Here is a 19,772-nt window from a genome sequence, read left to right on the forward strand (position 1 = left end):
ATGAAAGAATATGGCGGCCCATTGCCACTTGAACTAAAGAAAATAAACAAATCCTTCTTCCCAGGGTTTCAGCATGTAGCTCTAAACTCTGGAAGAAGTGCTATTGCATATGCAGCTCTTGCAGGAGACTTTGAGAAGGTATACATACCTTACTACACCTGCAAGACAGTAGAAGCTGGTTTGCTTGAAGCTGGTATAGAGGTTTTATATTACAACATTGACAATCAGTTTATGCCAGTTGAGCCCGAAGGCGGTTTTGATAATACTGCATTATTCGTATATACGAATTATTTTGGTATAATGACACATGTGCAGCAGATGGATATTATTGCTGAACATAGTCACGTATTATTCGATAATACTCAGGGATTTTTCACAAAACCTGTCCGTGGTTCGTATAGTGCCTATAGCTGCAGAAAGTTTTTTGGAGTTCCAGATGGTGCATTTCTTGTAGCTGATAGATTAAAAGGCTTAGACATTCCAAAAGGAAACAGTGCAGAAACAGCTGGATTTTTATTTAAGTCTCTTGAGGCAGGGCCAGATTCATCTTATGAAATGTCAAAAGAAAATGAAGAGCATATTAACTCTGAGGGAATGTGTTACATGTCATCCCTCACCAAAGCTCTGATGGAAAGCATAGATATAGAATCAGTAAATGACAAAAGAATAGCAAACTTTAATGCTATTCATAATAGATTGAAGCATATCAATCAGTTGTCACCTGTGTTGGAAAACGGGGCTCCTATGGTTTATCCTCTTTTAGTAGAAAAAGAAGGTGTCAGAGAGCATTTGGTTGCCAACAAAATATTCGTCCCACGTTGGTGGAGATGGATTGCAGAATCTGATAAGACTAATGATTTTGAAAAGCATTTGTCTAAATATCTGGTTCCAGTACCGATTACACAGATTTATGATATAGAGGATATGGAATACATATCTAAAATAATATTAGAGTATGTAAACTGAGGGCAGAATGAAGAATAAAAATACCGTTAGAAAAATCGAAAGTATAATTGAATTGCTTATTATGGCCGTGGCTTATTATTTCATGTGGAAATATAAGATTTTTGACAGGGCATATTTTTATCCATTCCTGGGTCGAGGCAAATACGTATTGATGGGCATATATTTTCTTATGATGCTTGTCATCATCCATTTGTGTGAAGGCTTTAAGTATGGATACCTTAGAATAGCAGATGTACTGTTTTCTCAGTGGATAGGTATTTTTATAGTAAACTTTATCACCTATTTGCAGTTGAGTCTGATGGCCAATTTGCTTATTCCGGCAGGGCCACTTGTGATACTTACTCTTATTGATTTTGCATTTTCTTTTGTTTGTGTATATATATTCTTTGCAATATATGATAGATATGCCAGAGCAAGCAAGCTTTTGATGGTATATGGCAAAAAGGAATCAGTTGGTCTTAAGCTTAAGATGGACACCCGTTCAGATAGCTACAATGTCAGCAAAATTGTAAGCATCACTGAGGGCATGGATAAAATCATCGAGTTGATGAAGGATTATGACGGTATCGTCATTTCGGATGTAGGTGCAAAAAAACGTAATGACTTATTGAAATATTGCTACATGCATAACATCCAGACTTACATTACACCAAAGATTTCCGATGTTATCATTTCAGGCGGCGAAAAGATTCATCAGTTTGATACACCACTTGTACATATCAATACAACAGGTCTCACACCCGAGCAGGAGTTTGTAAAGCGCTTTTTTGATATAGTATTATGCACAGTGGCATCTGTGGTATTGTCACCACTTATGATAATCATTGCCATTGCTATAAAGCTAGAGGATCATGGTCCTGTATTTTACAAGCAGGCCCGTGTGACAAAGGATGGCAAAGTATTTGATATTTTGAAATTTAGAAGTATGGTAGAAAACGCAGATCAGCGTCCAGCCGATGATGATGACGACAGAATCACAAAGGTAGGACATGTAATTCGTGCTACTCGTGTAGACGAGCTACCACAGCTTTTCAACATAATAAAGGGCGACATGTCAATCGTAGGCCCACGTCCAGAACGCACAGAACACGTGGAAAAATACACTGAGGCTATCCCAGAATTCGAGCTTCGTAGCAAAGTAAAGGGCGGTCTTACAGGATATGCACAGATTTACGGAAAGTATAATACCTCCGCATACGACAAACTCAAGCTAGACTTGATGTACATTGAAAAATATAGCTTTTTATTAGACATCAAACTCGTCCTAATGACAGTGCGCATCCTATTCAAAAAAGAGAGCACCGAAGGCTTCGACAAAATCGTCAACCCCGACGAAATCCTAAAAGACCTCGAAGCCGATTCAAACGATTAATCGTTGTATTTCGTTATTAATAAATTACAATGTTTTTTAAAGTAAGCTTGTGTGCTGCTGTTTGGATTTATGAGCATTTTTGAGAGTATAGTGACAACGATGAAAAAATGTTCATAAATCCAAACAGCAGCCTGCAAGCGGGGTTCTTAGAAAGAGTAAAGAAAACTATGCCAATATACGTACCTAAAATTAAAAGAGAATTTCAACGCTGCACTCAATGTGTTATGGACACTACAGACTCCATGATTGTCTTTGACGAAGAAGGTGTCTGTGATCACTGCCGCAACTTCGAAAAAAATATAAAACCATATTGGGATCCTACAAAGGAAAATCGTGAAGAGCTGGAAAAAGTAGCAGCTCAGATTCGAAAAGATGGAGAGGGCAAGGATTACGATTGCATCCTTGGAATGTCAGGAGGAGCAGATAGCTCTTATCTGGCATATATTGCCAAGGAGGTAATGCATCTTCGTCCTCTTATTTACGTTGTAGACACCGGTTGGAATCTTAACGTAGCTGTTGAAAACATTGAAAAGATTGTCAAGGGAATGGACCTTGATATGTATACAGACGTTATCAACTGGAAAGAAATGAGTGATTTTCAGCTTTCAATGTTTAAGTCTGGCATTAGTAGTTGTGATGCCCCACAGGATCACGCTATTTTCTCATCGCTTTACAATTATGCAGTAAAGCATAAGATTAAATGGGTCCTTACAGGTTCTAACAACAGTACAGAATTCGTTCGACCACCTGTTGAATGGATTTACATGAATGACCTGAGAATGTATAAGGATATCCATAAGAAATTTGGTAAGCGTCCACTGAAGACCTATCCTACCTGTGGCATCCTAAAATATCGTCTACTCTATAAATATGTTTATGGAATGAAACGCTTTTATCCACTTGACTATGTTGTTTATGACAAGGCTAAGGCTGAAGAATTCCTTCACGAAAAATACGGATGGACAAAATACGAAAATAAGCACTATGAAAACGTATTCACCAGATTTTTCGAAGGCTATTATTTGCCATATAAATTTGGTTTTGATACACGTAAAAATGTATTCTCAACCCAGATTCTTGCTGGAACAATGACCCGTGAAGAAGCATTGGAGAAACTTAAGACCAATCCATACGACGTGGATCAAATGGAGCAGGACAAGGAATACATAGCTAAAAAGCTAGGCGTAACAACAGAGGAATTTGACGAAATCATAAACGCTCCAGCCCACGTTCCGGATGACTACAAAAACTCCATGTGGATGATTCGTTTGGGCGTAAAAATAAGTCAGCTGTTAGGCATCGAAAAACGTAATATGCGTTTCTAGCGTATATTTCGTTTTTACCTAATACATTCTGATAGTAAATTTTAAGAGAAAGAGTAAGCCGGTAGGCTGCAATCTGCATGGGGATTTTTTGAGAGTATAGTGAAAACGATGAAAAAAATCCCCATGCAGATTGTAGCCGTAACCGGCGTAGGCATTAGAAAAACTATGGTAGCAATAATAAACTATGGCCTGGGTAATCTAGGCAGTATAGCAAATATGCTTAAGGTAATTGGCGAAAAAAGCGTAATTACTTCAGACCCGGAGAAAATAAAAAACGCAGATCGAATCATCCTCCCAGGCGTAGGTGCATTCGATGCAGGCATGAGCAAACTAAACGAGGGCGGCCTGGTGGATCTGATTAAAGAAGAAGCAAAAAATGGCAAGCCAATCCTTGGTATCTGCCTCGGAATGCAGCTTTTAGGAAATGCTTCAGAGGAAGGTGAACTTCCAGGACTTGGACTCATAGATTTTGAATGTAAAAAGTTTAATATCCCGGCAGAAATGAATCTTAAAGTACCTCACATGGGATGGGATATTGTAGAGTTTAAAAAGGATGTGCCACTTCTTAGAGGGATTGAAGGCCGACAGAGATATTACTTTGTACATACATATCATGCGGTCTGCAAGAATCCAGAGGATGTTATGATGACATGCGATTATGGTTATGAATTTGCATGTGCCGTAAATAAAGGCAATGTGTATGGTGTACAGTTCCATCCGGAAAAGAGCCATGACTTTGGCATGAGACTACTCGAGAATTTCGTCAAATAAGAGGTAATTATGTTTAATAGACCAAGAATTATCCCAGTTCTCTTGATTGATGACAGAGACCTGATTAAAACAATAAATTTTAAAAAGCCAACCTATTTGGGCGACCCTGTAAATGCCTTGAAAATTTTTAATCGTAAGGGTATTGATGAGATGGCAGTACTTGATATATCTGCCAGTAAAAAGGGTATAGAACCAGATTTTGAGCTTCTTACAGATATGGCGTCAGAAGCATTTATGCCACTTTCCTATGGCGGCGGCATCAAGACTTTAGAACAGGTGAGAAAGCTTCTTGCAATCGGCTATGAAAAGGTTGTGCTTAACACAAGCCTTGTAGAAGATGAACAGCTTGTAAAGGATGCAGTAGCACTGGCAGGCTCTCAGTCTGTTGTTGCATCTATCGATGCTAAGCTGGTAAAGGGTGAATATAAATGTGTTATTTGCGATGGCACAAAGGTTATCAATATGTCTCCTGTTGAGCTGGCAAAACATGCCGAAGCTCTTGGTGTGGGAGAAATATTCTTAAACAGCATCGATCGTGATGGAATGATGACAGGTTATGACACAAAGCTGATAAATGCTGTTGTAAATGCTGTCAACATACCTGTGACAGCATGCGGTGGCGCTGGTGGCATAGATGACCTTAAGGATGCACTCCAAAATGGTCATGCACATGCTGCAGCAGGCGGTAGTATGTTTGTTTACTATGGTCGCCTTAAGGCAGTCTTAATCACCGCACCTACAGAAGAAGAACTTACAGAAGCTGGAATATACACAGAATAATGAAAATACTTCTAATCGATGTAAACTGCAAATACAGCTCCACAGGCAAAATAGTCTACGACCTTTATCGACGTCTGAACGAAGACGGACATGAAGCTCGCGTAGCCTATGGTCGCGGAGATGTCATAGATGAACCGGGTATTTATAAGTTTGGTTTAGACTGGGAGACAAAAAAGCATGCTCTTTTAGCCCGTATTACAGGGAAAAATGGCTACTATTCACCTAAATCTACCGAAAACCTTATTCGATATATCAAAGAGTTTAAGCCGGATTTGATTCATATACATGAGCTTCATGCATATTTTGTAAATCTAGGTGAATTGCTTGGGTTTCTAAAACAGGAGCAGATTCCTGTAGTATGGACATTTCACTGTGAATACATGTATACAGGTAAGTGTGGATTTGCCTATGAGTGCGAAGGGTACAAAAGTGGCTGTGGCAACTGCCCATATCTTAGAGAATACGTAAGCTCATTCATGATTGACAAAACTGCTCAGATGCTTGCTGACAAAAAGCAAAGCATGGAAGGTCTTAATTTAAAAGCAATAGTCACACCATCAAAATGGCTTGCAGATAAGACAAGAGAAACATATTTGTATCAGAATAATATTCAGGTTATCCATAATGGAATTGACACTGATGGCATTTTTTATCCTAGAAAAAAGGACAATGCCCTTAGAGCAGAATACTGTATAAAACCTGAAGATAAGCTAATCCTTGCAGTGGCTCCAAACATAATGGATGTTCGCAAGGGTGGACAAATGGTACTTGATTTAGCAGAAACTATGCCAGATACACAGTTTGTGATGGTTGGAGCGGATGAAACAAAACGCCACAGTGCCAATGTCCAGCTGATTGCCCGTACCAAAAACCAGGATGAACTGGCCAGGTGGTATTCTGAGGCGGATTTGTTTATAATATGCTCTAAAGCAGAAAATTTCCCAACCACTTGTATCGAGGCATTGTGTTGCGGAACACCGGTGGTAGGGCTAGATGAATGTGGCACGAAAGAAACTGCACCTGCACCTTTCGGGACTTTCGTAAAGGTAGACATTGCAGGGGATGCAGATGTGAAATATGCCGCAACACTTGAAGCTTTAAAAAAGGCAACAGCAACTCAGATGAACAGAAATCTCACTTCAGATGAGATTAGAGGCTATGCTGTTGAACATTACGATAATTCAGTAATGTATAAATCATACTTGGAGATATATAACACATGAAAGTTTTACATATAGGTATGCCGTCCCATTTTACGGAGGGCATGCTATATCAGGAAAATGTTTTAATAGATATGAACATGAAGGATGGTCATGATACCACCATTATCACTGATGTCTATCATTATGAAGGAAGTGAGCTTGTGGAAGGCCCAGAGGAAGACAGAATCATGGCAAACGGTGCTAGACTTATCCGTTTGAAATATGACAGAATCCTTTGGAGTGATTTGTGGACAGAGAAAATCCAAAAGTGTCACAAGCTAAAGAAATACTTAAATGAAATACAGCCAGATACAATTCTCTATCATGGAGTTTGTGGATACGAAATGATGGATGTGGCTGATTATTGTAAGCATCATCCAGAGTGCCTGTTCTATATGGATAGCCACGAGGATTACACTAATTCTGCAATGACACCAGCCAGCAAGGCATTTTACCAGATTGTACATGGATATTTCGTTCACAAGGCATTGCCTCAAGTGGACAAGGTGCTTTATCTGGGCGTTCAGATGCGTGACTGGCTTAAGGATATTTACGGTATCCCAGATGATAAAATGGAGTTTATGGCCATCGGAGGAATCATTTATTCTCCAGAGCAGCAGCGTCAGGCTCGTCAGGAAATCATTAACAGATATGCCCTCCCAGGTGATGCTATTATCATGGCTCATTCGGGAAAGCTTTCTGCAGGCAAGCGTACTGCAGAGCTTTTAGAGGCATTTTCAAAGGTTAATGATCCTCGTCTTGCAATGTTTGTGTTTGGCTCCATTCCATCAGAAATGGAAAGCGTTATTCGCCCGCTGTTAGAGGCTGATAGCAGAGTGCATTTTATGGGCTGGAAGGTTAATAAGGAGATCGAGCAATTCCTTGCCGGAGTTGATTTGTATTGCCAGCCAGGTGGACAGTCATCTACCTTTGAGACCGCCATGTGTTGCGGCTGTGCCAACATGACCTACCCACACGAGACTTACAAGGATGCCACTTACAGTGATTGTAATGGAGAAAACTATTTCTTTGTAGAAACAGTGGATGACATGGTAAAGGTCTTTGAAAGAATCACAGAGGAGCCAATGATTTTAGAGCAGACAAAGGCTAAATCATTTGCCTTCGCAAAACTCCAATTTGATTACGAAGTAATCGCAAGAAGGATATATAAATAGCATGAATAACAAAGAACTATTCAACAAATTTTGCGCCGACAACTACGTCTGCATTTATTCGCAGCCATGGTGGCTCGACGCCATTGTAGGCCCTGAGAACTGGGATGTGTGGATCTATGAAAAGGGAGGCCGTATATGGGCAGCAATGCCATATTATCTTGAGGATAAAAATGGTGTAAAGCGTATCACCAAGCCACCACTCACACAGACAAACGGTTTGGTGGTTAGCTATCCAAAGGATCCACAATCTTTAGCAAAACGCGCCAGCTACGAGGAAGAAATCTGCGATGCAGCTATAGAATTTATCGAAAGCATGGGGCTTGATATTTACGAGCAGCAATTCCAGTACAAATATCAAAACTTCCTTCCATTTTTCTGGCACAGATATAGCTGCATTCCTAGATATACTTATGTTATTGAGGATACCAGCGATATGGAAAAGGTTGACGCTGGAATCAGCAGTAAATATAAAAACATGATTCGAAAAGGCGAAAAGAACGTTCATCATTTCGGAACAATCGATGCTGATACATTCTACACAGAGCACGAAAAGATTTTTGCCAGACAGAATCTTCCAGTTCCATTTACACGTGAACAATGGATTCGTATATACGAAGCGGCTTATGCACATAACGCAGGTGAAGTATTTGCAGCACTTGGAGAAAATGACGAAGTATTATCCCTTAGCTTTTTAGTGTGGGATGATGAGAGCTTATATCTTGATGCAGGTGGTCCTGTTCCAGAGCATTCAAGACTTCAGACTTACGATGCATTAGTACACAAGTCAATCGAGAAAGCCCATGAAAAGGGCCTTAAATTCGACTTTGAAGGCAGTGTAGTAAAGCAAATCAACCACAGCTTCCGCGAATACGGTGGTCGCCCGGTAGAGTACTATCGCTTCCGCAAAGTATTCAACCCAGAAATCATACGTAAAGAAGCTGAGGAGGCTATTAATCACCTTTAAGCCTTCCCCTTGAGGGATGAGATAATGCTTTAGCGTTATCTGCCACCCCGGCGAGGGGGAAGGTGCCCGGAGGGCGGATGAGGTGTTACTAGAGGTTACCATGAACTTTAAGCAAAAAAATATTCTAATCATAATGCCAAATTTCTACTCCTTCCAGACCAACATCAAGGATGAGCTGGAATCCAGAGGAGCTAATGTCAAGTTTTATGATGAGGAACCTTCAAGAGGAAAATTTTTAATTCTAAAAAATATGGAGGATATCCTTCATAGGAAAAACGTATTTGATAAATTCAATAAACAGCTTACAAGCCAAATCCTTGCAGAAAAGCCAGTCAGTGGCTATGACTATTTCCTTGTAATCAGAGGCAACGTTCTGTCAGAAGAAACTATCATTACCATAAAGGAAAATGCTTTGGCACCAGGTGCTAAAACCATATATTACACCTGGGATCCTGTGGAATATGTTCGCCACAAGGGAAAACTCGGATTACTTTTTGACAAGAGATATGATTTTGACTCAGTTGATGTAAAAAATACAGACATGGGATATGAGCTGCTTCCACTTTTCTACACAGATGAGTTTGATGCAGCCACAATGGAACAGCCAGCACAGTACAAATACGACTACGTCAGTGTTTCAGCCTATTTCCCATATCGCTACAGATATTTAGAGGCGTTCAAAAAAGCCAACCCTGACAAAAAATTATTGTTCAAATTGTACTTGAGCCCAGTGGTATATTGGGGTAAGAAGATTAAAGATCCAAAGCTTGTGAAGAATTTGGATATGGATATCATCACATTTAAGCCATATACCCACGATGAAATGAGACAGCAGTGCATTGAAACCAAGGCAATCCTTGACTTAACACAGGAGCATCAGCAGGGGCTTACAATGCGCACACTTGAGACTGTCGGTGTCAAGAAAAAGCTGGTGACTAATAATAGCTATATCACAGAGTACGATTTTTACAATGACAACGATTATGCAATCATGACAGATTTATCTGCCAAGGCTGATGAAGCAGAAAAATCAGGTGACTACAGCGCATTTACTCTTCCAGGCGAAGAATGGTTGTCAAAACCATATCTGGAAAACGAAGAGATTAGACAAAGCTATTCAATACATGCTTTCGTAGATAAAATTTTTAGTTAAAATAGGGTTCTTCTACTAAGCCTTCCCCCTCTGGGGGAAGGTGTCCCGAAGGGACGAATGAGGGCAAAAGAAGGAGAAAAAATGAAACCAGTCCTATACATAGTAATACCATGCTATAACGAGGAAGAGGTTCTTCCAATCACAGCACCATTATTTCTGGACAAAATAAAAGAGCTTATCAATCTTGAAAAGATTGATGACAAGTCTCGTGTTATGTTTGTAAATGATGGTTCAAAGGATAAAACCTGGGAAATAATCAAGGATTTAGCAAAGCAGAATGAGCATTTTGTAGGTATCACCCAAAGCCGCAACCGTGGTCATCAAAATGCCGTTTTAGCAGGTCTGATGGAAGCAAAGGAGCTTTGTGATATCACCATTTCTATCGATTGTGACGGTCAGGACGACATCAATGCCATGAACGAAATGGTAGATGCATATTTGGACGGATGTGAAATCGTATATGGTGTACGTAACAGTCGTCAGACAGATACCTTCTTCAAGAGATTTACAGCTGAAAGCTTTTACAAGCTTTTAAATGGTATGGGCGCAGAGGTTGTGTTTAACCACGCAGACTATCGTCTTGTTTCAAGCCGCGTCCTTAATGAATTCGCAAACTTCAAAGAGGTAAACCTTTTCCTTAGAGGAATGTTCCCTCTTGTAGGCTTTAAGAGTACAAGTGTTTACTATGCCAGAAACGAGCGTATCGCAGGAGAGAGCCACTATCCATTATCAAAGATGCTTTCCCTTGCATTTGACGGTATCACAAGCCTAAGTGTAAAGCCTATCAGAATGATTACAGGTTTTGGCGTGTTTGTAGCTTTTATCAGCTTAGTGCTCCTTATATATTCAGTTGTTCAGCATTTCCTTGGCAACACCAACGCAGGCTGGGCAAGCCTTATGGTTGCTATTACTTTCCTTGGTGGTATCCAGCTTATTTCTCTCGGTGTAATCGGAGAATATGTTGGCAAGACCTACATGGAGACAAAGCAAAGACCTAGATACATAATCAGTGAGAGAACATATGGAACCGACAATTGAAAATTTTCTATATTTTGAGAAAAAAAATAAATGCAATCAAATAGAGATTGAGGGAATGCATGTATGGGCGCTGTATCGTTATGAAATCCATAATGCTATAAAGGCACAAACTGTTGGCAGGACTGAAGAAACAGAGGCAGCATTTACAAAAAAGGAGCTTATTACAATGGCATTGAATGCCCTTAAGCCTTTTATGTATAGAAATGTTGATGTGCTGTTTGTCGGAAATGGTCGCAGAACAAAAAATCCAGACACCGGCGTATATGAAGATATTTATTGCGACGAAATAGCAAAAAAATATAACAGTGTTATACTAGAACATCCGGAAAATCACGGTCACTGTCAACCAAACGGCATGAACAATGTTTATTTTACTGACAGGGTAGCTTTTGAAACAAATATTGCGGTTAAACTATCAAAAAAGCTTAATACACCAAAGAGGCAGCGAAGAACTGAAGAGGTAAAGGCAAAATTAGCACCAATCTTTGATGAGTTGAAAAAAGAATTTGGTCCAGATTTAAAGGATAAGCTTATTCCAGAAATCGTTGATAGAATGTACTACATAGATGTGACTAAGAAATATTGCGGAAAAATTCTGGACAAAGCACGACCAAAGCTTATTATAGAGATTTGTTATTACGCAATGGAATGTTATGCCATGAATATGTTGGGGCATGAACGAGGTATTCCAACAGCAGAGTATAGTCATGGATTCGCATTTCCAACACATACACCAATGCAATACAATCCAGAAGACCATTTGAATGAACTTCCAGATTACGAGCTTGTCTACAGCGAGACCCAGTTACCAATAGTAAATCTTCCTGGCAATGTAAAAATGCGCACAGTAGGTTTCCCGTTTTTTGAAAAGCAAAGAGCTCATTATCAATCTGCAAATCCAAAGAATGATAAGACTATATGTTTCATTTCAACACTTACTGAGGGTGAAGAAATCAGTAAAGTGGCTGCCAGAACAGCGGAACTACTAGGGGATGAATATCATATAATATACAAGCTTCACCCAAAGGAATTTGGATACTATAAAGAAAGATATCCTTGGCTTAATACTCCTAAGCTTGATGTGATAGATAACGGTGAAAATCATATTTTCAAATATCTGGCCGAAAGCGCAGTTGTTGTAAGCACCCGCACAGCCTCTGTTTGGGAAGGAATTGGTTTTGGTTGTAAAACTATTCTTTTGAATTTTGGTGACACAGTAGTTAATATGGAGTATTTTATTAAAGAGAAGAATGTTCCTATTGTTGATACAGCAGAGGAAGTAGTCGATTTAATTAAGACGGATTCTGCGGGCTATGTTGAGCCAGATGGAATGTTTGAGCCAAATGCAATGCATAATATTTGTGAGTTTATAGATGAGGTGATTAAAAAATGAAAACAGTAGCATTTGTACCTATTAAGCTTAATAACGAAAGACTGCCAGGAAAAAACCTAAAGAAGTTTTCTGATGGAACTCCACTAGTGCAAGTTATTTTAGATAAATTAGTTGCGCTTAAAGGTGAATGTATTGATGAAGTATATTGCTATTGTAGCCAGGAAGAAATAACAGGTTATCTTCCAGAGGGAGTGCAATGGCTTCAGCGTCCAACATTTTTGGATGATAAATATTGCAAGGGGCGTGCTATTTATGAGGAGTTTGTCAAGACTATAGAGGCTGATGTATATGTTCTTTGCCATGCGACAACTCCTTTTACAAGTACTGAACACATTAAAGAATGTATACAAGCAGTACAATCAGGAAATTACAAGTCAGCATTTGCTGGCCAAAAAATACAGACCTTCATATGGAAGGATGGTAAGCCATTCAACTTTGATTTAAGTAATCCACCACGTACACAGGATATGGAAGCTTATTATCTTGAAATCCCAACTCCATATGTATTTACTAAAGAATCATTTGCTGAAACACATGCCCGTAGCAATATAAATCCTTACATTGCCGAATGCGATGCAGTAGAATGTGTTGATGTGGATAATGCTGATGATTTTGAATTAGCAGATGCTGTTTATGGTTTTATTAAGAATAAATATGGAATGAATTAATATTAGAAAAGGTGTTTTATGAAAGATAATATAATTTTATTAGATACATCGTTAAGAGATGGAGGCCATCTCAATGATTCAAGATTTGGTAAAGATATGATTTTGGATACAGTATTAGGTCTTTGCAAAGCTGGCCTTGATTACATTGAGTTAGGTTTTTTAACAACTGACGATTACGATGAAAATGTTTCTTTATTTAGAAATGTTGCAGATGCTAGAAAGGTAATACCAGAGAATTCATATGATACCAGATTTGCACTTATGGCATATCGCTTTGATGTAAACAACATTGAGGATTATGATGGTGGGAATGTTGATTTGATTCGTACAACATTTCATGTTTACGATTTTGAGGAAGGAATCGAAAACTGCAAAAAAACCATTAATAAAGGATATAAATGTTCGGTAAACCTCATTAATTTTTATGGTGCATATACTGAGGAGCAGAAGATTGAAAACTTTAAGCGTATAAATGATTTACATCCATTTGCTATTTCGATGGCAGATACATATGGACTTCTTGATATGCCAGAAATAGAGTATATTTATGAATTGGCTGATAAATATCTTGATAAGGATATTACTCTTGGTATTCATCTTCATGAAAATAAAGGAATCAGCTACGCTATGGCGCAGAGATTTTTACAGCTCAAGTCCCCTGAAAGAAAAGCGTTAGTTGATGGTACTCTTTATGGAATAGGTGAGGTACCAGGAAACCTTAGACTTGAGCAAATTTGCGAGTTCATGAACAAGTATCATGGAACAGATTATAAAATGGATGAAATTTATAGTCTTATTGATAAATACTATATTAAAGAAAAGGCAAAGAAGGATTGGGATTACGAGTTACCATATGCTATATCTTCTAAATATGGTATCAATAGAAAGTACGCTCAGTTCTTGATAGAGAAGGGGGATGTTGGAATGTATGATATCAACAAAATCCTTTCAAATGTTCATGGTGCTGATAAGCCAAGCTACAATAAGGTTTTGGCTGCTAAGATTTATGAGGATTATAAAAATAATAATTAAAGAGATTTAGCAAGGAATAATCTAATGAAAAAAATACTTAATGTTAATTATGACGATCTTAGAGCAACAGCTTTAAAAAATCGATTAAAGATACTGAATATGGTTCATGATGGGGCATCAGGTCATCTTGGTGGTGCTCTTTCAGCGTGTGATATTATTACATATCTTGGTGAGTGTATCATTGATTATGATAGCGATGAACGTGATAGATTTATTCTTTCAAAGGGACATGCTGTTACAGCTTTGTATGCTGAGTTACATGAGCTTGGAATAGTTAAAGATGAAGAACTTCATACATTTAGAAAGCTTAATTCAAGACTCTCAGGACATACAAATCGAGAAAAACTTCCTGAAACAGATGTTACAACAGGCTTATTAGGTCAAGGTCTTTCTTATGGAGTTGGAATGGCTTTTGCAAAAAAATTAAAGAAGAGCCGCGATACCGTTTATGTAATGATTGGCGATGGTGAAACACATGAAGGACAGATATGGGAAGCCCTGATGGAAGCTGGGCATTTTAAACTAGATAATCTGGTTCTTATTATTGACAGAAATGGACTTTGTTCTCATCAACCAGTGGAGAATGTTATTTCTATTGAGCCATTAGCTGATAGGCTCGAGAGCTTTGGTTGGTTTGTAAAAGACATTAACGGCCATAGTATGGAAGAAATTGATTCTGCAATTACCTCACTTCAGTCTCAATATGGTAAGCCTAAATGCATTATTGCTCATACTGTAAAGGGTAAAGGAATTAGTTTTATGGAAAATGATGGTCAGTGGCATCGTAATATTCCAACAGATGAGCAATATGAAATAGCTAAGGCTGAGCTTGAGGCTCAGATTGGAGGTACAAATGTTTAGTCAGTATGAATACAGCATCCCAAAAGAAGCTATCGGTAATACACTGATAGAACTTGCTGAGACAAATAATAAGATTTGTGTGTTTTCAAGTGATGTAAGCAAATCTGTAAATGTTTATGAGTTTAGTCAGGCTCATCCTGATAGATTTTTTGAAATGGGTATTGCAGAACAGAGTACGGTATCAGCAGCAGGCGGCATGGCAATAGAAGGTTTTATTCCTGTATATGTGGCATTATCTATTTTTTCAAATGGAATGACTTTTCCACAGACAAGACAAGTATGTAATAATAATTTGAATGTAAAGATAATTGGTACTCATGCCGGAGTAGATGATGGAGCGGACGGTCCAGGTCATCACTCGACAGAGGATATGGCTATAAGTAGAGTTATTCCTAGGATGACAGTGTTGTGTCCTTCTGATGAAAATGAGGTGGCTGCCGCAATTAGAGCTATGATAGACATGGAAGGCCCTTGTTATATGCGAGTTGCTAGAGAGGTTCAGCCAATTATCCATGATAAAGATATTAAGTTTGAGATAGGTAAAGCCGAGATATTATATGATGAAGGTGATGACTTTGCTATTATTTTTGAGGGTAGTGCCTTGGAGCAGGCTCTTGAAGGCTGGGAAGCATCAAAGAATACAGGCAAAAAAGGTAAACTTATTAATATCCGTAGTATCAAGCCATTAGACGAAGAATGCGTTCGCAAAGTAGCAGATATGGTTGATACAATTATTACTGTTGAGAATCATAGTATCAAGGGTGGGTTATATTCTGTTATTTGCGAAACATTAGCCGGTGAGAAGCATAAAGCTGTTGTAAAACCAGTTGGTTTTCATGATCAATTTATGGAATCTGGACCATCTGCTGGAATTAAAGAAAAATATGGATTAAATGCTAAAGCCATAGTAGATTATATAAACTAGGTGTGTAATAATTCACACAAAATACATAGTTTCACCTTGATTTGTACATGGTTATATTCTACACTTACCATAGGGTTATGTACAAACATTACAAATGTAATGACAATACAATAATGAGAAAGGTGGTAATATTATTATGAAAAAATTCAGAGTTACAAGGATTTTATCAGGAGCTCTTGCTTTAGTAACTGCAGTTACAGTATTTACAACAAGCGCATTTGCTGGCAATGTACGTACAGACCAGTACAAGAGAGAGCTCACAGCAGAAGAAAAACAGCTTATTTCTACAGTATTTGATGCAAAGTATTATGCTAATGCATATTTAGATGTTTTGCATTTTTATGGCTACGATTATTATAAGCCAGAAGCTGATGCTGTTCTTTTGAATCACTTTTTGGATTTTGGTATTTGGGAAGAAAGACAGCCAAATGCTGCGTTTGCAATTGATGTTTATGCCACAAGAAATGGTGATTTAAGACAGAAATATGGTGATGATATAATTGCATACTACGTTCATTACGCTAGTGAGCCAAAGGAAGCTGGATGGAGAGTTATTCCTACATGGAATGATGCTTACGCAAAAGGGGCAACAATCTACTCTGTTTATGATTTAGTTTCAGGTTCAACTACAGCAATTAAGGCTGGAGCAGTTCCTGTACAGACACCAACTTATGCACCAAATCTTGGTATAGGTGTAACTAATAATTAATTGAAAGATATTTAGAGAACCTGAAGTCAATCGACTTCAGGTTCTTTTTTTGCTATGAATAGATTAATGTGATAAACTATAATACTGAATTAGTACGCATTAAGGTGGAAAAATATGGAACAAAGTTCTAAAAATTTATTCGTAAAGTCTTTATTGGTAATTGTAATTGCTGCATGGGCTCTATGGACATTAAATTCCGGTCTTTATGTAGATGAAAATGGGTTACTTACCATTTATAAAGGAATCAACCAGGGGCAGCATATGTTTGTTGATAGCTGGGAATCTCTACAGACTGGAGGATTTCTGGCATGGCCGTTGTTTGCACTCTATTATGATGTTTTTAAGCCAATGTTTGAAACAGCAGGGATAAATATAGGTCTTGTTTTGTTAATGAGAATAGCCTATATGATCGTCAGGGCTTTAGTGGCTATTTATTTATATTTCACTATTAGAAAAACAGCGTATGAAGATGGTGCATATTATGGTGCCCTGTTCTACTTTTTATTTGTTGTTACATGGAAAAATTTCTCATACAAATCCTATTGTGAAATTGCAGTCATGTTAATACTCTGTTTTTTAATTAGATATCATGAAAGCAGAAACGTAGCCTATTTTGTCCTAACAGGTATTGCTGCCTCAATAGCTATTTTGGCATATCCAACCATGTTAATATTGGCTGTTGTTATTGGTGTTATTATCATCTGGAAGATGTATAGCAGTGACATAGGAATTATGCCATTAATTTTATTTGTTACTACATGTGTCATATGTGGAATTGCTTTTCTGACATATTTGCAGCTGACATCTGGTATACCAGAAGCGTTATCTCAATTAAAATATCTTGGCGATCAGGATTATGAGGAAAATGTATTTGTCAGATTCGGAAAAATTCTTATTAGCTATGCAGCATTTGGAGTGGTCGCATATATACCAGTAGTGTTGATTAATTTATTTAAGCGAATCATTAATATCGATGATTATTTAGAAAAAGGAATACTATCGCTTTACTGGTTTGTATTTCTACTAGCTGTTTGCTTTTTGAAAGTAGATAGCATATCAAATTCGCGATTTATATATGCGCTGATATTAGTCTATTTTTGGTTCCCATATTTAATCCATGAAAGATCTGAAAATGGCTATACCGTAATTGGCGCCTACAATAATACAATCAATAGTGAAAAAGAAGTACTATGGTTGATGTTTACCATGTCTACTGCAGCGCAATTTGTTTGGGCTGTATCTACAAATCAGGATATTTCTGTGCCAGGCCACATGGCAGTGTATGCCGCAATAGCTGTCATATTGTTGTTATGCACTAATGGTGAGATGCTCGGTTTAGTGAGATTGATGATTATTTCAGCTGTATTCTTCTTATGTTTTTGGGTGGCAGAAGGTAACGGTGGCTATTCAGACATATTAAAGGAAAGATGGATTGTTACTGAAGGTGAGCTAAAAGGTATAGCTCTTCTTCCGGAGGACTATAAGGCTAACCAATCCGTTTATAATTTAGTTACAAACTATGTATCCAAAGATGACAAGCTTCTCGTAGCATTTGGAAGTAATAGCACAGGATATTTGAATTGCGATGCAAAGCAAGGTACGTATTCTGTATATGCCCGCACACAGAAAAATACAAAGCTATTAGAATATTATGAAATAAATCCAGATAACCAGGCGGATTATGTGCTCATTGATACCAGTAATGTAAAATATCAGGATTTCATGGATGGTGAGGTCGGAAAATACATAATGGAAAATTATACAGCGCAAGTAGCCAAGGACGGAGATTTTGTTTTGTGGGGGAGATAATAGATATTTCGATGCAAAAAATAACTAAACAAAAATTTATTTATTCAATATTTCTTTTAGGAATTATATTTGTGGCGAGTCTGCCTGCGTTTAGAAGCGGCATATATGAAGCTGGACACGATTTACAGTTTCATTTAGGCAGGATTCAAGCTATTGCAGATGAACTTTCAAAGGGGCAGTTTCCAGTAAGATATGAAAGTGGAGCTTGGTATGGACACGGATATGTGTGTACCACATTTTATGGAAATATCTTTTTGTACATTCCAGCGATTCTTTTTAATATAGGTGTAAAGCTATGGAGATGCTACAATATTTATCTTATTTTGGTAAATGCTGTTACAGTTTTTGTGAGTTTTTATAGTTTTAAGAGATTGTTTAGGTCTGGGGAGTGGGGATTATTTGCAACAGGTTTGTATATGTTGGCAGGCTACAGATTGACTAATCTTTATGTTCGTGCAGCAGTTGGTGAATACACTGCCATGATATTTATACCACTTGTAACTTATGGCCTTTATCGCATATATGATATTGATAATACAGAAAAAAATAGGGTGGGAACTATACTTCCTCTTGTAATTGGTGCAACCGGCATGATTCAAAGCCACATACTTACAACTGAGATTGTAGTAGTATTGGCATTGATATATTGTCTGGTTCTATGGAAAGACACATTAAAACATCTTAGGGAGCTTGGATTAGCTCTATTATTTATCTTCGGGATAAACGCGTTTTTTATCATCCCATTTATAGATTCCTATACATCTATGGATTTATATATCAACAATATTTTGACAAAGGATAGTATCAGATCAGAAGGTTTATATATCAGTCAGTTGTTTGGAATGTTGACATATGGTGGTGGTAGTAGTTTTCAATGGACTGCGGCTGATGAAGGTCATTTAAATATAGGCATATCAGTTGTGCTTTGTTTTATCGTGACACTCATATTTATAATCATTGCCATTGCGAAAAAGAAGCAGGCTTTATCAAGAAATATTGTTGTGTTATTCATCTGTGGTATTATTGCAGGATGGGTGTCCACAGTATATTTTCCATGGGACGTTTTTGCAGGGGAATCAGTTTTAGACAAGCTGGTGTCATCTGTTCAGTATCCATGGAGGTACCTTATGGTGATGACAACGTGTTTTATAATTTCAGGCACATATAGTCTGAAGCAACTTATCAGTAAAAAGGTAATTTTTGTTATAGCTGGCTTTGCAGCATTAGCAGTAGTATGTACAGGATATTTTGATTACACACTATCAATTTACAATACGACAGTCACCAATGAGACAGCGGTGGAAAGTTGGGCTGACAAACTCTATTTGCCAGTAGATACAGATAGGGAGTCGCTTAAGACGTCGGAGTTTGTAGAAACAGCGGATGGCATTATTATTCCAGTTCTCTCATATAAAAATGTTTATGTTTTAGATGAAAATGGAACTGAGATAGATTGGTCGGCGGGAGATAATAATCTGATTAAAATCCCCAAATTAGAACATCCAGAAAATCTTACAATTCGCTTTAGAGAGCCGCTGTTATGGCGGATAAGTGAGATTATCACACTATTGACAATATGTGTATGTGTAGTTTCAGTAGTAAAGGATGCCAGGTTTAATAGCAATTGAT

The 19,772-nt window shown here is 37.9% G+C and carries 18 protein-coding genes; all 18 read left to right on the forward strand.

From position 1 onward, the window contains the following. On the forward strand, positions 1–966 hold the full coding sequence (locus BLV53_RS08570) for a hypothetical protein (RefSeq protein ID WP_090299872.1): 966 nt from the start codon (positions 1–3) through the stop codon (positions 964–966). Positions 967–973: 7 nt separating this feature from the next. Continuing rightward, complete coding sequence (locus BLV53_RS08575; RefSeq protein WP_090299874.1) at positions 974–2,338, forward strand: sugar transferase; 1,365 nt, start codon at positions 974–976, stop codon at positions 2,336–2,338. A 167-nt stretch (positions 2,339–2,505) separates the two neighbouring features. Next, positions 2,506–3,663, forward strand: a complete 1,158-nt coding sequence (locus BLV53_RS08580) for an N-acetyl sugar amidotransferase (protein ID WP_090299876.1) — start codon at positions 2,506–2,508, stop codon at positions 3,661–3,663. Between the two features lie 108 nt (positions 3,664–3,771). Then, positions 3,772–4,434 (forward strand): imidazole glycerol phosphate synthase subunit HisH, encoded by a 663-nt coding sequence (gene hisH, locus BLV53_RS08585; RefSeq protein ID WP_242879062.1) that lies wholly within the window; start codon positions 3,772–3,774, stop codon positions 4,432–4,434. Between the two features lie 9 nt (positions 4,435–4,443). Then, complete coding sequence (locus BLV53_RS08590) at positions 4,444–5,214, forward strand: AglZ/HisF2 family acetamidino modification protein (RefSeq protein ID WP_090299878.1); 771 nt, start codon at positions 4,444–4,446, stop codon at positions 5,212–5,214. Continuing rightward, entirely contained in the window at positions 5,214–6,437 is a 1,224-nt protein-coding gene (locus tag BLV53_RS08595; protein ID WP_090299880.1) for a glycosyltransferase, read from the forward strand. Before BLV53_RS08590 ends, BLV53_RS08595 begins: the two co-directional genes overlap by 1 nt. After that, entirely contained in the window at positions 6,434–7,591 is a 1,158-nt protein-coding gene (locus BLV53_RS08600) for a glycosyltransferase family 4 protein (RefSeq protein ID WP_090299882.1), read from the forward strand. The genes BLV53_RS08595 and BLV53_RS08600 overlap by 4 nt, the downstream gene beginning before the upstream one ends. A 1-nt stretch (position 7,592) precedes the next feature. Next, positions 7,593–8,555 carry a GNAT family N-acetyltransferase gene (locus tag BLV53_RS08605; RefSeq protein WP_090299884.1) on the forward strand — a complete coding sequence of 321 codons (963 nt, stop codon included), beginning with the start codon at positions 7,593–7,595 and terminating at the stop codon, positions 8,553–8,555. Positions 8,556–8,655: 100 nt separating this feature from the next. After that, a complete protein-coding gene (locus tag BLV53_RS08610; RefSeq protein ID WP_090299886.1) occupies positions 8,656–9,708 on the forward strand; it encodes a WaaS/CpsH family glycosyltransferase in 1,053 nt (350 codons plus the stop codon). Between the two features lie 81 nt (positions 9,709–9,789). Then, positions 9,790–10,746, forward strand: a complete 957-nt coding sequence (locus tag BLV53_RS08615) for a glycosyltransferase family 2 protein (protein ID WP_090299888.1) — start codon at positions 9,790–9,792, stop codon at positions 10,744–10,746. After that, a complete protein-coding gene (locus BLV53_RS08620) occupies positions 10,730–12,139 on the forward strand; it encodes a hypothetical protein (RefSeq protein ID WP_090299890.1) in 1,410 nt (469 codons plus the stop codon). Before BLV53_RS08615 ends, BLV53_RS08620 begins: the two co-directional genes overlap by 17 nt. Then, positions 12,136–12,807, forward strand: coding sequence for an acylneuraminate cytidylyltransferase family protein (locus BLV53_RS08625; RefSeq protein WP_090299892.1), 672 nt, complete (start codon positions 12,136–12,138; stop codon positions 12,805–12,807). The genes BLV53_RS08620 and BLV53_RS08625 overlap by 4 nt, the downstream gene beginning before the upstream one ends. Positions 12,808–12,825: 18 nt before the next feature. Further along, positions 12,826–13,839: a beta/alpha barrel domain-containing protein gene (locus tag BLV53_RS08630; protein ID WP_090299895.1), complete on the forward strand. Its 1,014-nt coding sequence runs from the start codon at positions 12,826–12,828 to the stop codon at positions 13,837–13,839. 24 nt (positions 13,840–13,863) lie between these two features. Beyond that, positions 13,864–14,700, forward strand: coding sequence for a transketolase (locus BLV53_RS08635; RefSeq protein ID WP_090299897.1), 837 nt, complete (start codon positions 13,864–13,866; stop codon positions 14,698–14,700). Beyond that, positions 14,693–15,625 (forward strand): transketolase family protein, encoded by a 933-nt coding sequence (locus BLV53_RS08640; RefSeq protein ID WP_090299899.1) that lies wholly within the window; start codon positions 14,693–14,695, stop codon positions 15,623–15,625. The genes BLV53_RS08635 and BLV53_RS08640 overlap by 8 nt, the downstream gene beginning before the upstream one ends. Positions 15,626–15,761: 136 nt before the next feature. Next, positions 15,762–16,334 carry a hypothetical protein gene (locus tag BLV53_RS08645; protein WP_090299901.1) on the forward strand — a complete coding sequence of 191 codons (573 nt, stop codon included), beginning with the start codon at positions 15,762–15,764 and terminating at the stop codon, positions 16,332–16,334. A gap of 114 nt (positions 16,335–16,448) precedes the next feature. Next, positions 16,449–18,143, forward strand: a complete 1,695-nt coding sequence (locus BLV53_RS08650) for a glycosyltransferase family protein (protein WP_090299903.1) — start codon at positions 16,449–16,451, stop codon at positions 18,141–18,143. 11 nt (positions 18,144–18,154) lie between these two features. Next, entirely contained in the window at positions 18,155–19,771 is a 1,617-nt protein-coding gene (locus BLV53_RS08655; RefSeq protein ID WP_090299905.1) for a hypothetical protein, read from the forward strand. The last annotated feature ends 1 nt before the right edge of the window (position 19,772 follow it).

The sequence above is a fragment of the Pseudobutyrivibrio sp. ACV-2 genome, from assembly GCF_900107545.1.
Lineage (GTDB): Bacteria > Bacillota > Clostridia > Lachnospirales > Lachnospiraceae > Pseudobutyrivibrio.

What these genes read in the sequence shown, in the direction of transcription:
- BLV53_RS08650 (WP_090299903.1), top strand. Translation starts at nt 16,449, where the DNA reads ATGGAACAAAGTTCTAAAAATTTATTCGTAAAGTCTTTATTGGTAATT.
- BLV53_RS08575 (WP_090299874.1), top strand. Translation starts at nt 974, where the DNA reads ATGAAGAATAAAAATACCGTTAGAAAAATCGAAAGTATAATTGAATTG.
- BLV53_RS08630 (WP_090299895.1), top strand. Translation starts at nt 12,826, where the DNA reads ATGAAAGATAATATAATTTTATTAGATACATCGTTAAGAGATGGAGGC.
- BLV53_RS08590 (WP_090299878.1), top strand. Translation starts at nt 4,444, where the DNA reads ATGTTTAATAGACCAAGAATTATCCCAGTTCTCTTGATTGATGACAGA.
- hisH (WP_242879062.1), top strand. Translation starts at nt 3,772, where the DNA reads ATGAAAAAAATCCCCATGCAGATTGTAGCCGTAACCGGCGTAGGCATT.
- BLV53_RS08610 (WP_090299886.1), top strand. Translation starts at nt 8,656, where the DNA reads ATGAACTTTAAGCAAAAAAATATTCTAATCATAATGCCAAATTTCTAC.
- BLV53_RS08655 (WP_090299905.1), top strand. Translation starts at nt 18,155, where the DNA reads ATGCAAAAAATAACTAAACAAAAATTTATTTATTCAATATTTCTTTTA.
- BLV53_RS08620 (WP_090299890.1), top strand. Translation starts at nt 10,730, where the DNA reads ATGGAACCGACAATTGAAAATTTTCTATATTTTGAGAAAAAAAATAAA.
- BLV53_RS08605 (WP_090299884.1), top strand. Translation starts at nt 7,593, where the DNA reads ATGAATAACAAAGAACTATTCAACAAATTTTGCGCCGACAACTACGTC.
- BLV53_RS08600 (WP_090299882.1), top strand. Translation starts at nt 6,434, where the DNA reads ATGAAAGTTTTACATATAGGTATGCCGTCCCATTTTACGGAGGGCATG.
- BLV53_RS08580 (WP_090299876.1), top strand. Translation starts at nt 2,506, where the DNA reads ATGCCAATATACGTACCTAAAATTAAAAGAGAATTTCAACGCTGCACT.
- BLV53_RS08640 (WP_090299899.1), top strand. Translation starts at nt 14,693, where the DNA reads ATGTTTAGTCAGTATGAATACAGCATCCCAAAAGAAGCTATCGGTAAT.
- BLV53_RS08625 (WP_090299892.1), top strand. Translation starts at nt 12,136, where the DNA reads ATGAAAACAGTAGCATTTGTACCTATTAAGCTTAATAACGAAAGACTG.
- BLV53_RS08645 (WP_090299901.1), top strand. Translation starts at nt 15,762, where the DNA reads ATGAAAAAATTCAGAGTTACAAGGATTTTATCAGGAGCTCTTGCTTTA.
- BLV53_RS08635 (WP_090299897.1), top strand. Translation starts at nt 13,864, where the DNA reads ATGAAAAAAATACTTAATGTTAATTATGACGATCTTAGAGCAACAGCT.
- BLV53_RS08595 (WP_090299880.1), top strand. Translation starts at nt 5,214, where the DNA reads ATGAAAATACTTCTAATCGATGTAAACTGCAAATACAGCTCCACAGGC.
- BLV53_RS08570 (WP_090299872.1), top strand. Translation starts at nt 1, where the DNA reads ATGAAAGAATATGGCGGCCCATTGCCACTTGAACTAAAGAAAATAAAC.
- BLV53_RS08615 (WP_090299888.1), top strand. Translation starts at nt 9,790, where the DNA reads ATGAAACCAGTCCTATACATAGTAATACCATGCTATAACGAGGAAGAG.